We start from the raw sequence: 15,375 nt of genomic DNA, 5'->3' as shown, positions 1-15,375 counted from the left end.
AGGGATGAGCCCGAGACTGCGACAAGCCGAACATGAAGGGGTGTACATGCCACTGGCGATCTCCGCCGAGGGTGTGACCAAGACCTACGGCGCCGAGCGGGCGCTGGACGGGTTCGATCTGGAGGTGCCGGTCGGGACGGTGCACGGGCTGCTCGGGCCCAACGGGGCGGGCAAGACCACGGCGGTGCGGATCCTGACCACACTGCTGGTGTCGGACGGCGGGCGGGCCGAGGTGGCCGGGCTCGACGTGACGCGGGACGCGGCGAGGGTACGGGCCCGGATCGGGCTGCTCGGGCAGCACGTCGCACTGGACGAGATGCTCGGCGGGCGGCAGAACCTGGAGATGTTCGGCCGGCTGCACCACCTGGGCGCCCGCGCGGCCCGGGTCCGGGCGGGCGAGTTGCTGGAGCGGTTCGCGCTGACCGACGTCGCCGCGCAGGCGGTGACCACGTACTCGGGCGGCATGCGGCGCCGGCTGGACCTGGCCGCGTCGCTGATCCTGGCGCCCGACGTGCTGTTCCTGGACGAGCCGACCACCGGGCTGGACCCGCGCGGGCGCACCGAGGTGTGGGACGCGGTGCGCGAACTGGTCGCGGGCGGCACCAGCGTGCTGCTGACCACGCAGTATCTGGAGGAGGCGGACGTGCTCGCGGACGCGATCTCGGTGGTCGACCACGGCCGGGTGATCGCCCGGGGCACACCCACCGAGCTCAAGTCCCGGCTCGGCGGCGACCGGATCGACGTGGTGGTCCGCGACCCGCTCGACCTGGGCGCCGCGGCCGCGATCCTGACCGACGTGGGCGCCGGCAATCCGGAGATCCATCCCGACGAGCGGCGGGTGGGCATCGCGGTCGCCGACCGGGTGGCCGCGCTGACCGGCACCGTGCGGGCGCTGCACGACGCGGGCATCGAGGCCGAGGACATCGCGCTGCGCCGACCCACGCTCGACGAGGTCTTCCTGACCATCACCGGAGTGCGCCGGGACGAGAAACCGGACGACCGCGCGGGCGGACCGCCTCGCGCGGGCAAACCCGGCACGGGCGACAAGGCGGAGGTGGCCGGATGAGTACCGCACTGCGCTGGGCCGTGCTGGACACCTGGACGCTGACCCGGCGCGCGTTCGCGCACTGGGCCCGCCAACCCGCGCCGGTACTGGTCGGGTTGCTGTTCCCGGTGCTCATGGTGTTGATGTTCGGCTACCTGTTCGGCGGCGGAATGGACGTGCCGGGTGGCGGCGACTACCGCGAGTTCCTGATGCCGGGCATGTTCGCGATGACGATGGTCTTCGGCATCGAGTCCACCTTCACGGCGGTCGCCGGCGACGCCTCGCGCGGGGTGACCGACCGGTTCCGGTCGATGCCGATGTCGCGTTCGGCGGTGGTCGGCGGTCGGGTGCTCGCCGACATGCTGCACGCCGCCGTCGGACTGCTCGTGCTGATCGGCTGCGGGCTCGCGGTGGGCTGGCGGTGGCACGAGGGACCGGGACGGGCGGCGCTCGCCGTCGCGCTGCTGCTGGCGCTGCGGCTGGCGGTGTTGTGGATGGGCATCTACCTGGCCCTGCGCGCGAAGGGGCCGGAGTCGGTCGCGGCCCTACAGATCCTGGTCTGGCCGCTGGGCTTCCTGTCCAACGTGTTCGTGGCGCCGCGGACGATGCCCGGTTGGCTGGGCACGATCGCCGAGTGGAACCCGCTGTCCGCGAGCGCGGGCGCCGGCCGCGAGTTGTTCGGGAACCCCGGCTGGGCCGGCGGCTCCTGGGTCGCCGACCACGCGGTCCCGATGGCCTTCGTCTGGCCGCTGGTGCTCATCGCGATCTTCGCGCCGCTGTCGGTGCGCCGCTATCGCGGACTCGGTCGGTAGGGCCGCCCCGTCCCGGCACCGGGTCGGAGTCCGGCCGCTCGCGAACCCGCGCGCGGCCGGACGCGCCATCCACCGACCGCGATCAGGCGGGCCCGTCCCCGCGCTCGACCAGATCCCAGGCGTGGGCGAACAGTTCGGGCAGGGTCAGGCGCCAGACCTGGTCCTCCCACACCCGTTTGCCGATCAAGCGCACACCCAGCAGATTCGCCTTCCACACCTCGATCGGCCACAGCGGCTTGCGGGCCTCGGCCCAGCCGCCCGGCAGGAAGACCCCACGACCGGCGCGCGCCCGCTTGTCCGCGACCACCACGCCGGCCGTCACCAACGCCGCCGCGGCCTGCCGGTGGCGGGCGGCGTTCCAGCCGTTCCACAGCCGGACCCGGCGATCGCTCGGGCGGGCGATCGCGAGCAGTTGCAGGTACAGCGCGGCGGCGTCGGCGTCCACGCCGAGCGCCTTCTCGACCCGCGCGACGGTCTCCGGCGCGCTCAGCGCCGGATTGCCCTCGTACCCGCCGACCGGCAGCGCGTCGCCGGCCACCCGATCCACCACCCGCGCGCACCAGTCCCCGCGCAGCATGTCGACGGCGTCGCGCACGGGCGCGCCACCGGAGGCGACCCGCCGCAGCAGGTTCGAACGCTCGTCGTCGCCGTAGAGCGCGGGCCGGAAGTACAGCCGTACGAACGGATCGGGGGCGCGTTCGGTGGGTTCGGCGAGGGTGGCGATGGTCAGGCCGTCGTCGAAGTTCGCCGACGTCAGCGGGAGCGGTCCGGCATGCGGGCGATCGCCGAACAGGCCCCGCAGGTGGTCGGCGCCCTCGTTGGAGCGCGCGGTGTACCCGGCGTTCAGCAGCAGTCCCGGATGGTCGAGCCGGGCGCGCACCGCGGCCACCACGGCGGGCAGCCCGGCGCGGACCGGATCCCCGGCGGGCAACTCGGCGTAGACGGTCGGCAGCGCGACGTCGAGCGCCATCAGGAACTCGGCGAACCAGCGCTCGCCCTGCCCTTCGCTGGTGCTGTACGTCCCATGCGTGCCCTCCACCAGCCACGAGTCGTGGTTCCGGCTGGTCAGCGGGTGTCTCTCGGGGGCCAGGAAGGCGGCGCACACGTGCGCGGCCGGGGTGTGCAGGGTGACTGGACCGAGCTCGGCGAGCACGGCGAGGGTCTGCTCCGGCACCGGTCGCGCCCGCCCGAACCGCTCCCGCCACGCGGCGGCGATCCCGGCCGCGAGCGTACCCGGGGCGGCGGCCTCCCACAGGTCGGCCGGGTCCTCGGGCAACACGCGCGCGAACAGTTCCAGCCGCTCGAGCTCGGTCAGCCGGCCCAACTCGCCGTAACCGGCGTCGGCTTCGGCCGTGCTCAGCCCGAGCAGGCGGCGCTGGTCGGGATCCAGCGGCGGCAGCGTGCGGATCCCGCCGGCATCGCCGGTCAGCAGCAGCACCGCCGCCGCCCGGGACACACCCGTCTCCTCGGCGAGCAGTCGCGCCGCCGCCGGATCCCAGGCGACCGGCCCGCGTTCGCGTACCAGCGCGACCAGTCGGCGCAGTTGCCGCGCGTCGCCCCAGCCGTGCGCGACCTCGACCCAGTCGGTCGGCTCGCCGAACACGGGCGGATCGGCGTCTCCGGCGCGCACCTGGAGCACGCCGCAACGGCCGTCGCGCGGCCATGTCGTGGCGATCGTGGCCCCGCGCTCGTCGCGCACGGCCTTGGCGTCGGCGCGCGCGGAACCCACGCGTATCCGGGTCGTCGGGTCGGCCATCGGCGTGCCCGCCCAGTTCTCCAGGAACCCCAGCAGCGCCTCGCGGTGCTGCGCGGAGGTGCTCGGGGCCGCCGCGCGCAGCGCGATCGCGCCGATCCGGCCGATCAGCGGCGGCCAGGACCCGTCGCCGATGATCCCCGGCCCGTCCTCCTCGGCCGGCGGATCCCAGGTGCCGGCGAGGTAGCCGCCGACCCGCTCGACGCTCGCCAATACATTCCAACTCCACATCCCCGAACCGGTGGTCAGGCCCGACAATGCCTGGGGGAGCCACTGATCCCGGGGATCAAACGTCGTAGGTGCCATGCCGACATCCCTATCGCGTCGCGCCGACGCGGCCGGGGGCGCCCCACTCGCACCCGTTGCCACAGCTCACGACACCGGCGACGCCGGCAACGACGTCTACAGCACCAGCCACAACGCGGTCGTCGACGCGACCAGCCCCAGCGGCACGGTCAGCAGCCCCAGCCGGGTGAAGGCCGCCAGGTCGGCGTCCGTGTCGTGCTCGCGCAACACCCGCCGCCACAACAGCGTCGCCAGCGACCCGACGTAGGTCAGGTTCGGGCCGAGGTTCACCCCGATCAGCACGGCGAGCACGGGCCCCGGACCCGCGCCGGTGCTCGCGATGAGCGGCAGCAGCGCGAGTACGGCCGGCAGGTTGTTGATCAGGTTCGCCAGACCGGCCGCGACGGCGGCGATCGCGAGCAGGGCCGGCCACGAGGACCCGGCCGGCAACACGTGGGCGAGCGCGTCGCCGAGCCCGTTGTCGACCACGGCGGTGACCACGACCCCCAGCGCGAGCACGAACAGGCAGAACAGCGGATCGGCCGCGCCGAGCAGGCCGCGCACCGTGGTGTGCCGGCGGCGCAGCGCGCGCACGCCGAGCACCAGCACACCGCCGAGCGCGGCCCACACCGGTTCGAGTCCGGCGAGCGAGGTGACCGCGAACCCGGCCAGCGTGCAGGCCAGGACGACCAGCACGAAGATCGGCACCCCGGTGGTCGGTGCCGCCGTCGGCGGGGTGAGCGGCGCTGCCAGGTCGGTGCGGAAGAAGCGGCGGAACACCACGTACTCGACCACGATCGCCACCAGCCACGGCAGCGCCATCAGCAGCGCGAAGCGCCCGAAGGACAGGCCGCTGACGGTGAACGCGAGCAGGTTGGTCAGATTCGACACCGGCAGCAACAGCGAGGCCGAGTTGGCCAGATGCGCACACGCGTACGCGTGCGGGCGGGCTCGGGCACCGACCCGCGCCGCCGTGGCGAACACCACCGGCGTCAGCAGTACGACGGTCGCGTCCAGGCTCAGCACGGCGGTCACCACGGCGGCGACCACGAACACCCCGGACAACAGCCGACCCGGCCGACGCCGGCACAACCGGGCCACCGCGTTGCCGGCCGCGACGAACAGGCCCTCGTCCGCGCACAGCTTGGCCAGCACCAGCACGGCGGCCAGGAACGCGACCACCGGCGACAAGGTGCGCACCTGCTCCCGGGCCGCGTCGAAGGACACCGCCCCGGCGGCCACCACCAGGACCGCCGCCGGCACCGCGGCGACCGCCTCGGGCCACCCGCGCGGCCGGGCCACGGCGAACGCGAGCACCGCGGCCAGCAGCACGACGGACAACGTCTCGGCGGCGGCGGTACCCACGGTCATCTCCCCGGCGAAGTCGAACGGTGCCGATCGACCGACCGGGCCGACGAGCGGCCCACCACCCTGCCGGCCGCCTTTTTCCGGCTCGACGGCGGGCCCGGAGTCGAGTCGCCCGAGCCCGGAGCAGAGTCGGTCCGGGCTCGGAGCCGCGTCGCCCGCCCCGGAGCCGAGTTCGTCCGAAGTGTCAGCTCGCCCGGGCCCGCTCCGCCGTCGCCAACGCGGCCCGCAGGAATTCCGCGGTCGCCGAGTCCTCGGCCTTGACCAACTCCGCCGGCGTGCCCTCGAACACCACCGTGCCGCCGTGCTTGCCGCCGCCCGGACCCAGGTCGAGGACGTGGTCGGCGCGCTTGACCACGTCAAGGTTGTGCTCCACCACCACGACGGTGTTGCCCGCGTCCACGAGCCGGTCCAGCAGCCGGATCAGTGTCTCCACATCGGACATGTGCAGGCCCGTGGTCGGCTCGTCGAGGATGTACACGCTGCCGGCCTTGTGCAGTTCGCTCGCCAGCTTGAGCCGCTGCAACTCGCCGCCGGACAGTGAACTCAGCGGTTGCCCCAGGGTCAGATAGCCCAGCCCGACCGAGACCAGCGACCGCACCCGGGTGCGCAGCGCCTTCTCGGTGAAGTAGTCCACCGCCTCCTCGGCGGTCAGCGCCAACACGTCCACGATCGACTTGCCGCGCAGCCGGTACGCCAGGACCTCGTCCCGGAACCGCCGCCCCTCGCACGCCTCGCAGCGCGTGGTGACCGGGTCCATGAACGCCATGTCGGTCCGGATCACGCCGCGCCCCTGGCACTCGGGACACGCACCGAGCGAGTTGAACGTGAACATCCCCGGGTCCACGTCGTTGGCCTTCGCGAACAGCTTGCGTACGGTGTCCAGCACGCCGACGTAGGTCGCCGGCGTCGAGCGCGAGGAGATGCCCACGCCCGACTGGTCGACCACCACCGCCTGCGGGTGCGCGGCGACCAGTACGTCCGAGATCAGCGTGCTCTTGCCCGAGCCCGCGACGCCGGTGACCACGGTGAGCACGCCGGTGGGGATGTCGACGTCCACGTTCCGCAGGTTGTGCAGGTTCGCGGCGCGAATCTCCAGCGCGCCGGTGGGCCGGCGAAAGCTCGGCTTGAGCGGGCTGAGCCGGCGCAGCGCGCGCCCGGTCGGCGAGTTCGCGGCGCACAGTTCGGCGAAGCTGCCCTCGAACGTGACGGTGCCGCCGTGGATGCCCGCTCCCGGGCCGACGTCGACGACGTGGTCCGCGATCGCGATCACGTCCGGGTCGTGTTCGACCACCAGCACGGTGTTGCCCTTGTCCCGCAGTCGGGTGAGCAGGTCGTTGAGTCGGACCACGTCGCGCGGATGCAGCCCCACGCTCGGTTCGTCGAAGATGTACGTCATCCCGGTCAGGCTCGACCCGAGGTAGCGCACCATCTTCAGCCGCTGCCCCTCGCCGCCGGACACCGTCGAGGTGGGCCGGTCCAGGTGCAGGTAGCCGAGCCCGATCGCGACGATCCGCTCCAGCGCGACCGCCGCCGGTCGGGCGACCCGCCGGGCGATCGGATCGGCCAGTCCGGTGAGCACCTCGACCAGGTCGCCGATCTCCATCGCCGCGTAGTCCGACAACGAGCGGCCCTCGATCAGCGACGTGCGCGCCGCTTCGTCGAGCCGGGCCCCCGCGCAGTCCGGACACGCTCCGTCGGTGACGAACCGGGCGATCGTCTCGCGGCTCTTCTCGGCCAGCGCCGAGGTGTCCCGCTTGAGGTAGAGCCGGTTGAACCGGTCGACCAACCCCTCGTAGTCGATGTGGTGCCGGCCGTTGTTGTTGACGATCTCCACCTTGGCGCCGGTGCCGTACAGGAACAGCCGCCACTGCTCGTCGGTGAACTCGCGGATCGGGACGTCGGTGGGGTAGAGGTCGTGGTTCGCGTAGAGCTGCCACTGCCAGCCGCCGACCGCGAACCCCGGGTGCCGGATCGCGCCGTCGCCGATCGTGCGGCTCGGGTCGATCAGCGCGTCCAGGTTCAGCCGGACGGTGTGCCCGAGACCCTCGCAGGTCGGACACATGCCGTTCGGGTCGTTGAACGAATAGTGGTTGGAGGGTCCCGCCGACGGGGTGCCGTGCCGCGAGAACAACACGCGCAACAGCGGGTGGATGTCGGTCATCGTGCCCACCGTGGACCGCGAGTTGCCGCCGATCGGGCGCTGGTCGACGATGATCGCCGTCGACAGGTGCTCGATCGAGTCCGCCTCGGGGCGCTCGTGCTTGGGCAGCCGGTTGCGGATGAACGCCGTGAACGTCTCGGCGAGTTGCCGTTGCGACTCGACCGCGATGGTGTCGAACACGATCGACGACTTGCCCGATCCGGAGACTCCGGTGAACACCACGATCCGGTTCTTGGGGATGCGCAGCGACACCCCCTTGAGGTTGTGCTCCCGGGCGCCGGTGATCACGATGCTGTCGTAGTTCATGGCACCAACGTACGAAGGGGTCCCTGACACGTGTTGTCAAGGATTTCCGAGCGATTCGGCACCGGTCGCGGAACCGTCCGGGATCGCGCGGACCGATGCGACGGCGCGCAAACGGGTTGCGCGGGACGGTGTCCATCCAGCACCATCGCCGCCATGACGAACCCGAACCGAGAGGGCGGCGACCGCCCCCGCGCGTGAACGCCCCGACGTCGGCGCCCGAGCCGAGCGACCCGACCCAGACGGCCGAGACGGTCGAGACGCCCCCGAGCCCGACGGTGCACGATCCGCTCTTCGCCGGCTACGGCGACGCGATGTACCAGGCGATCCTGGCCGATCGCGACGGCCCGACGGCCCGCGAGATGTTGGCGCGTAGCGCCGATCCGGATCCGGCCGTCCGGCTGCGCGTGATGACGCTGTCGACCACCGTGAGCCACGCGGTCGAACGATGGCCGGCCGCCGCCGACATCGCCGCGAACCTGCTGATCGACCCCGACGAACGGGTACGCCGCGCGGCGGCCTGGCTGCTCGCGCAGGCCGATCTCGACCGGGCACTGCACACGGCCCACGAACCACCCGCCGACCCGGTGGCCGGTCTGGCACTCGTCGAGGCCGCGCTCGGCCGTTGGGCCCCCGGCGCCGAGGCCGCGCGCCTGGATCTGGCCGGGCACCTGCGTGAACACCCGGATCCGGCCGTGCGGTTGCGGGCGGGCTTCGCGGCGCTCGCGCTGTGCGCGCCGGAGCGGCGGGGGAGATGGGAGCGGGTGATCCGGGGCGCACTGGGCTCGGCCGAGCGCCTGTCCGGTCAGGGTTCGCCGGTCACGTGGAGCGCGGCCGAGCTGTTGGCCTCCGCGTTCGAGCGCGGCGGACGTGCCGAGATCGACTGGTACCTGTGGGCCGACCTGCTGATGCGTTCCCCGGACCCGACGACGGCGCGGGTGGGGATCGGGTTCGGCCGCGAGGCGATCGGGAAGTGGCGGGCCGGCCCGGTCCGATTGTTGCCGGCCCTCCGCCACGCGCTCGACCACGAGGACCCGGACGTACGGGCGGCCGCGCTGCACACGATCGGCGGCTCCACACACGCCACCCGGGGCGCCGCCGACCGCCTGGCACAACTGACGGCAGACCCGATCGCGGGCTGGCCGGCCGTCGTGGCCCTCGCGCGCGAGGGCGATCGCCGGGCACTGCCGGCGGTTCGCGCGGCACTGCTCACGGCGGCGACGGACGCGACGCACCCGGGGTTGACGCGGGCCGCGGCCGGCTTCGCCGACGACCCGTCGGCGCTCCTGCCGGCCGCCGGACTCGACCGACTGGTCAGGCACGACGCCGCCTCCTGTGTACGTTCGCCGCGCGAGCGGGGGTGCCTGCTGCCGGCGGCCGTGGCCGCGCTGAACCCCGACGCGCCGGCCGACTCGGCGATGGTGCCCGCGCTGATCGCGACGCTGTCCGACGTGGCGAGCGTCGAGGCGCACACGTGGCCGCGTGCGCGGATCGCGCAGGTGTTGGGCGAGTTCGGCCCGGCCGCGGGCGAGGCCGTACCGCTGCTCGAGCGCCTGGTCGCCGAGGCGCCCGAGACGCTCGCGCAACACGCGGCCCTGGCGCTGATCCGGATCACCGGCGATCGCCGGCTCGCGGAGGCCCGCCTCGACGCGCTCGAATCGGTGATCCGACGACCGCGCCAGGCCGTGGTGCTCCTGGAGTGGCTGGTGGACAACGGCGGCCTGAGCCCGCGCCATGCGGCCGCGCTGTGGTCGATGGCGGCGGACCCCGGCCGGACCTACGCCCGCGTCCTGGAACCCCTGTGGCGGCATGCCGGAGCCGCCGCGCTGCCGGTCCTGCTCGCGTCGCTGCCGCAATTCCTGGACGCCGACGTGTACGCCGCGTCCGTGTACCGCCTGCTGGACGAGATGGGCGCGGCGGCGGCCCCGCTGCTGCCCGCCCTGGACACGATCGTCGACCCGCCCGAGCGCCCGCCGCTGATCGACGACGACCGGGACCGGATACGCCTGGACGAGGCGCTCGTCGAGCGTGCCCGCGCGGCGCGGGCCCGGATCGTCGCAGCTATTGCAAGTGATGTGCAAGTAATCAGTCATGGCAACTAAGCTCGTGCCATGAGCGCCTCACCCATCGTCATCGGCATCGAATCGTCCTGCGACGAGACCGGAGTCGGCCTGGTCCGGGACGGCCGGCTGCTCGGCCACGCGGTGGCCACCAGCATGGCCGAACACGCCCGATTCGGCGGCGTCGTACCGGAGATCGCGGCCCGCGCGCACGTGCACGCGGTCACCCCGACGGTGCGTGCCGCGCTGGACGCGGCCGGGCTGCGCCGGCGCGACATCGGCGCGGTCGCGGTGACCACCGGTCCCGGCCTGGCCACCGCGCTCCAGGTCGGCGTGGCCGCCGCGAAGGGCTTCGCGCTCGCGCTGGACGTGCCCCTGTACGGCGTGCACCACCTGGCCGGACACGTCGCCGCCGACACCCTCGAACACGGCCCGCTGCCCGACCCGTGCGTCGTGCTGATCGTCTCCGGCGGCCACACCTCGCTGCTGCTCGTGCGCGACCTCGCCCGCGACCCGATCACCCACCTCGGCGACACGCTCGACGACGCGGCGGGGGAGTGCTTCGACAAGGTGGCCCGGGTGTTCGGCCTGCCCTATCCGGGCGGACCGGCGATCGACGCCGCCGCGCGCGACGGCGACCCGCGCGCCGTGGCCTTCCCGCGCGGGCTCACCGGACCGCGCGACGACCCGTACGCGTTCTCCTTCTCCGGCCTCAAGTCCGCCGCCGCCCGCTGGGCCGAGCGCTCGCGCACCGCCGGCGCCGAGCTGCCGGTCGCGGACGGCGCCGCCGCGCTCCAGGAGGCGGTGGCCGACGTGCTGACCCGCAAGGCCGTCGCGGCCTGTGTCGCGCACGACGTGCGCACCCTCGTCGTGGTCGGCGGCGTCGCGGCCAACTCCCGGGTGCGCTCGCTCGCGGCCGAGCGCTGTGCCGCCGCGGGCATCACGCTGCGGGTGCCGCCGCCGCGCCTGTGCACCGACAACGGCGCGATGATCGCCGCCGTCGGCGACCTGCTGATCCGTGCCGGCGGCGCGCCGGCCCCGCTCGACGTGTCGATCGACCCGTCCGCACCCTTGGAGTACGCGTGCCTGCACCCCGTGGCGACACCCGCGCGAGCGGCCGGATGACCCCGGAGATCCGCCGATTCACCGCCGCCGACCTCACCCGGTACGCGGAGGGTATCCGCGCCGTCTACGCCGAGGCCTTCGCCGAACCGCCGTGGGACGAGGAACCGGAGCAGGCCGACGAGTACCTGCGCAGGCTGGCGGCGGACGCCGGCCGGCCCGGCTTCGTCGGCGTCGTCGCCCTCGCCGAACCCACCGGCGCCGTGCTCGGGTTCTCCACCGCGTGGACCACCACGACACCGATGCCCACCGGCCGCTCGTACGACCGGGTCGCCGAGGCGCTGGGTCCAAAGCGGACCCTGGCCTGGCTGTGCGGCGCGCTGGAGGTGGACGAACTCGCGGTCTCGGGTGCGGCCCGGGGCACCGGAGCCGCCGCCGCGCTGCTGGAAGCGGTGACCGCCGACGCCGTCGACGGCCGCTCCTGGCTGCTCACCTCCACGCGGGCGGAACCGGCCCTGCGCTTCTACGCGCGCCAGGATTGGCGGCGGATCGCCTCGGCCGAGTGGCCGGGCACCGTGGTGCTGCTGCACCCCCGGCACCCGGCGCACGATGCGGATGCGCCGCAGCGTCAGGGCGCGGAACGCAGCAACCAGTCGTTGTTCGCGTCGCGGCCGAACTCGGGGTCGTTGGGCGGATCGGCCGGGAGTTCCTCGACCTGATCGGCCGGCGCCACCCGTTCCGGCAGCTTGCCCCAGCGCTCGGCGCGAGCGGCCTCGGCGGTGCGATCGGCGGCCTTGTCGGGAGTCTCCTCGACCGACGGATGTCCACGCTGCTCTTCGTTGCCCATGAGCCCCTGCCCTGTTCGGACGTGCACGCTGACACCCCAACGGTACCGCCGCCCGCCCCGGGGATACTGGGGACGTGTACGTCGAACGTCGTTCCCGGCTGGCACCGCTGATCGTGTGGACCCGCACGGTCGAGACGGCCGGATCCGGTCGCGTGTTGCCGGACGGGTGCATGGACCTGATCTGGTCCGGCGACGAGTTGATCGTGGCCGGCCCCGACACCGCCGCGCACCTGGTCCGGGACAGCCCGGGAGCGCGCTACGCGGCGGTGCGCTGCGCCCCCGGGTTCGGGCCCGCGCTGTTCGGGTCGCCCGCCGACGCGCTGCGCGATCGGCGGGTCCCGCTGGCCGACGTGTGGGGCGAGCGCGACGCGCGGGAGTTGGCCGAGCGGATCGCCGCCGCCGCCGACCCGGCCGCCGTCCTGGAACACGTGGCCGCCGAGCGGCTGCGCGAGCACGACGCCGACAGCGCCCGGTTCGCCGGCACCGTGGTCGGCGAACTGCGGGCCGGCGCGGACGTCGCCGCGGTCGCGGCCTGGGTCAACCTGAGCGAGCGTCAACTGCACCGCCGCTCGCTCGCCGCGTTCGGCTACGGGCCCAAGACGCTGGCCCGGGTACTGCGCTTGGACCGCGCGCTGGACCTGGCCCGAGGGGGCCTCCCGGCCGCCAGGGTCGCGGCCGTCACCGGCTACGCCGACCAGGCCCATTTCGCGCGGGACGTCAAGGCACTGGCCGGCGTCCCGCTGCGCACCCTGCTGGGCTGAATCCCGGCGGTCGCCCCGCTGCCCGGCCGGCTACTCGGCGGCGTCCGGCAGGGGTGCCATCAGGTCGACGCCGTTTCCGTCCGGGTCGTGCACGACCGCGTACCGCTGGCCCCAGAACGCGTCCCACGGCGGCAGGTGGCCGGTGTGTCCGGCCGCGACCAGTTCGCCGTACAGCTTGTCCACCGCGGCCGGATCGGCGCACATGAACGCCAGCGCGGCCCGATGACCGCCGGTCGGCGCGGTCCACTCGGGGTCGAACGAGCGGACCGTCCCGACCGTGTCCAGGACCAGCAGCGGCCCGCCGGGCAAGGTCACCTCGACGTGCGGCAGCGCGTCGTCCCCGGCGGGGATGTCCAGGCCGAGCGCGCGGTAGAACGCGAGCGACGCGGGCATGTCGGCGACCACGAGGCCGATGAAGTGGAAACGCAACGCGGGAGAAGTCATGCCCTCACGCTAGCCGGCGCCGGCGGCCGGGATCTTGAACGAATCGGACGTGTTCGCGCGAGGAACCCGAACGGGTTCGCGTGCCGCGTCCGGACGAGTTCAGGCCCGTGCCCGACGAGCCGCCGTCACGGCCAGCAACCCGGTCGCCGCGGCCAGAGCGCCGGCGAACCACAACACGGCGGACGTGGCCACCGCGTCCACCGCGACGCCGCCGAGCAGCGAACCGAGGGCGATGGCGACCTGGAAGCCGGTCACGAACACCGCCGACGCCGCCTCGGGGGCGTCCGGCGCCGAGCGCGACAACCACGCCTGCAACCCCACCGGCACCGCGCCGTACGCGAGCCCCCACGCGAGCATCGCCGCCACCGTGCCCGGCGTCCAGGTGCCGGCCGACGCGAGCAGCACGACCGAGACGCCGAGCAGCCCGGCCGCGACCGCGAGCGTGCCGTGCGGGGCGCGTCCGGTGTACGCGCCGGCCACGAAGTTGCCGACCACACCGGCCACGCCGTACCCGAACAGCAGCCCGCCGATCGGCCCCGGACCCAGGTCGCCGACCCGCTCCAGGACCGGCCGGACGTAGGTGTACGCGCCGAAGTGCCCGGCGATCACCAGGACCAGCCCCGCGGCGCCCAGGAGTACGGGACCGCGGCCCAGCAGCGCCCGCAACTCGCTCGGTCGCACGGCCCGTTCGGCGGGCAGCGGCGGGAGCAGCACCAACAGCGCGGCCAGGACCACCGCGGCGAGCCCGGCCATGGCGGCGAACGCGACGCGCCAACCGGCCCATTCGCCGATCATCGTGCCGATCGGCACACCGACCACCGAGGCCACCGACACCCCGCCGAAGATCATCGCGGCGGCCCGGCCGACCGATCGGGCGGGCACCAGGCGGACCGGCAGGCTCGCGCCGATCGCCCAGAAGCCGCCGAGGCCGGCGCCGACCAGGACCCGGGCGATCAGCAGGGTGGCGAAGTTCGGTGCCAACGCGCTGATCGTGTTGGCGGCCAGCAGCACGAACATCATCATGGCCAGCACGATCCGCCGATCCACCCGGCCGGCGGCGACGAGCACGATCGGCGCGGCGAAGCCCGCGACCACCGCGGCCAGCGTCATGGCCAGCCCGGTGGTGCCGTCGGACACGTGCAGGCCGTGCGAGATCGGGGTGAGCAGGCCGACCGGGAGCATCTCGGTGCTGACCACCGCGAAGGTGCCGACGGAGATGGCCGCGACGGCGAGCCAGGACCGGGCGCCGGCCGTCTCGGAGACCGACCCGGATGCGGCGGCGGACCCGGGATCGGAGGTCTCGGGATCGGCGGCGGACCCGGGAGCGCCGGTGGACGAAGGGGACGAAGCGGTGTCGACGACTGGGTTGGACATGGCGTCAACCCTGATCACCGGGCCGGGACCGAACAACGGCCAAGATCGCATGCGTGCACAAGCCTCGCTTATGCTCGCAGGTCGAAGTCCGGTGTCGATCCGAGCGGGCACCGCGTACGGGCCCGGTCGACCCGTGCCCGAGGGGGAGGAGAGCGCGGATGAGCGTGGAGTTCCGCGAGGTGGAGTGCTTCGTCGTGTTGAGCGAGGAACTGCACTTCACCCGCACCGCCGCCCGGCTCTACACGTCGCAGGCCCGGGTCAGCCAACTGCTGCGGCAACTGGAGGAGCGGATCGGCGCCCGGCTGTTCGAGCGCAGCAGCCGCCGGGTCGAGCTCACGCCGCAGGGCGCACTGTTCCTGGCCGAGGTGCGGCCCGCGTACGCCGAACTCACCGACGCGGTCGAGCGCGCCCGCTCCCGGGCCCGGGGCATCGAGGGCGTGCTGCGGATCGGCTTCGTCGGCACGCCCTACGGCACCCTCCTGGACCTGGTCGGCGACTTCCGCGCCGGACATCCGCAGGCCCGCGCCGACCTGGTCGAGACGCCGCTGTCGGATCCGTTCGGCCCGGTGCTGCGCGGCGAGATCGACGCGGCGTTCGTGACCCTGCCGGTGGTCGACCCCGCGCTGCGCACCGGCCCGGTGATCGCGGCCGACCCGCTCGTGCTCGGGGTCTCCACTCGGCACCCGTTCGCGCGGCGCGAGCACGTGGACGCCGAGGAGTTGGCCGAGTGCGCGCTCGTGGACATCGCCGGTCCGGCCCCGGCGCGCTGGCGTGAACTCCAGTCGCCGACGGTGACCCCGGGTGGTCGCCCGATCCCGCGCGGACCGGTCGCCGGCACCCTCCAGGAGGTGTTGTCGCTGATCGCCGCCGAGCGGGGAGCGCTGCTGTTCTGCGCGCAGTTCGCCGGCTACAACGGGCGACCCGACGTCGCGTTCGTGCCGGTCACCGGCCTGGCCGAGTCGGCGGTCACGCTCACCTGGCGGACCGGGCACGAGACGAACCTGCTGCGCTCCTTCGTCGCGATGTCGAGCCGGCCGCCGATGGCCGCCTGACGCCGGGGCGTGTCTTCGACCCACCGTGGGGCTTTGCGGACACGCCCG

The 15,375-nt window shown here is 73.9% G+C and carries 13 protein-coding genes; 7 read left to right on the top strand and 6 right to left on the bottom strand.

All coding sequences use genetic code 11. The features are described 5' to 3' along the window. Nucleotides 1–46 precede the first annotated feature (46 nt). Both OG948_RS03765 and OG948_RS03760 read left to right on the top strand, forming a co-directional pair. Nucleotides 47–1,066, top strand: coding sequence for an ATP-binding cassette domain-containing protein (locus OG948_RS03765; RefSeq protein ID WP_406293814.1), 1,020 nt, complete (start codon nt 47–49; stop codon nt 1,064–1,066). Further along, a complete protein-coding gene (locus OG948_RS03760) occupies nt 1,063–1,857 on the top strand; it encodes an ABC transporter permease (protein WP_406293813.1) in 795 nt (264 codons plus the stop codon). Before OG948_RS03765 ends, OG948_RS03760 begins: the two co-directional genes overlap by 4 nt. A gap of 82 nt (nt 1,858–1,939) precedes the next feature. Here OG948_RS03760 and OG948_RS03755 read toward each other — a convergent pair whose 3' ends face one another. The 3 genes from OG948_RS03755 to OG948_RS03745 form a co-directional block, all read right to left on the bottom strand. Beyond that, on the bottom strand, nt 1,940–3,916 hold the full coding sequence (locus OG948_RS03755; protein WP_406293812.1) for a hypothetical protein: 1,977 nt from the start codon (nt 3,914–3,916) through the stop codon (nt 1,940–1,942). 96 nt (nt 3,917–4,012) lie between these two features. Continuing rightward, nucleotides 4,013–5,266 carry an SLC13 family permease gene (locus OG948_RS03750; RefSeq protein WP_406293811.1) on the bottom strand — a complete coding sequence of 418 codons (1,254 nt, stop codon included), beginning with the start codon at nt 5,264–5,266 and terminating at the stop codon, nt 4,013–4,015. Between the two features lie 181 nt (nt 5,267–5,447). Continuing rightward, nucleotides 5,448–7,730 (bottom strand): ATP-binding cassette domain-containing protein, encoded by a 2,283-nt coding sequence (locus OG948_RS03745; protein ID WP_406293810.1) that lies wholly within the window; start codon nt 7,728–7,730, stop codon nt 5,448–5,450. Nucleotides 7,731–7,924: 194 nt separating this feature from the next. Here OG948_RS03745 and OG948_RS03740 point away from each other — a divergent pair, with 194 nt between their 5' ends. From OG948_RS03740 to OG948_RS03730, 3 genes are read left to right on the top strand one after another with little or no spacing between them, the layout of a single operon-like run. Then, a complete protein-coding gene (locus OG948_RS03740; RefSeq protein WP_406293808.1) occupies nt 7,925–9,829 on the top strand; it encodes a hypothetical protein in 1,905 nt (634 codons plus the stop codon). A gap of 9 nt (nt 9,830–9,838) precedes the next feature. After that, the gene (tsaD, locus tag OG948_RS03735) at nt 9,839–10,912 is read left to right on the top strand and encodes a tRNA (adenosine(37)-N6)-threonylcarbamoyltransferase complex transferase subunit TsaD (RefSeq protein WP_406293807.1); all 1,074 of its coding nucleotides are present in this window, start codon (nt 9,839–9,841) and stop codon (nt 10,910–10,912) included. Beyond that, nucleotides 10,870–11,568: a GNAT family N-acetyltransferase gene (locus OG948_RS03730; protein ID WP_406293805.1), complete on the top strand. Its 699-nt coding sequence runs from the start codon at nt 10,870–10,872 to the stop codon at nt 11,566–11,568. Before tsaD ends, OG948_RS03730 begins: the two co-directional genes overlap by 43 nt. On the opposite strand, the gene OG948_RS03725 is transcribed toward OG948_RS03730, so the two are convergent. After that, nucleotides 11,478–11,723, bottom strand: coding sequence for a hypothetical protein (locus tag OG948_RS03725; protein ID WP_395868080.1), 246 nt, complete (start codon nt 11,721–11,723; stop codon nt 11,478–11,480). The genes OG948_RS03730 and OG948_RS03725 overlap by 91 nt on opposite strands. Before the next feature lie 47 nt (nt 11,724–11,770). Between OG948_RS03725 and OG948_RS03720 the strand changes: the two genes are divergently transcribed. Beyond that, the gene (locus OG948_RS03720) at nt 11,771–12,457 is read left to right on the top strand and encodes a helix-turn-helix domain-containing protein (protein WP_406293804.1); all 687 of its coding nucleotides are present in this window, start codon (nt 11,771–11,773) and stop codon (nt 12,455–12,457) included. A gap of 30 nt (nt 12,458–12,487) precedes the next feature. Here the strand turns inward: OG948_RS03720 and OG948_RS03715 are convergent, their stop codons facing one another. Both OG948_RS03715 and OG948_RS03710 read right to left on the bottom strand, forming a co-directional pair. Further along, nucleotides 12,488–12,901, bottom strand: coding sequence for a VOC family protein (locus OG948_RS03715; RefSeq protein WP_406293802.1), 414 nt, complete (start codon nt 12,899–12,901; stop codon nt 12,488–12,490). A 99-nt stretch (nt 12,902–13,000) separates the two neighbouring features. Next, the gene (locus tag OG948_RS03710; protein WP_406293800.1) at nt 13,001–14,275 is read right to left on the bottom strand and encodes an MFS transporter; all 1,275 of its coding nucleotides are present in this window, start codon (nt 14,273–14,275) and stop codon (nt 13,001–13,003) included. Nucleotides 14,276–14,433: 158 nt separating this feature from the next. On the opposite strand from OG948_RS03710, the gene OG948_RS03705 reads away from it, so the two are divergent. After that, the gene (locus tag OG948_RS03705; RefSeq protein ID WP_406293798.1) at nt 14,434–15,327 is read left to right on the top strand and encodes a LysR family transcriptional regulator; all 894 of its coding nucleotides are present in this window, start codon (nt 14,434–14,436) and stop codon (nt 15,325–15,327) included. Nucleotides 15,328–15,375: the final 48 nt, after the last annotated feature.

Origin of the sequence: Embleya sp. NBC_00888, from assembly GCF_045207655.1 — a bacterium.
Classification (GTDB): Bacteria; Actinomycetota; Actinomycetes; order Streptomycetales; family Streptomycetaceae; genus Embleya.
Note: the sequence above shows the minus strand (reverse complement) of the source record. Positions and strands in the feature narration are given on the sequence as shown.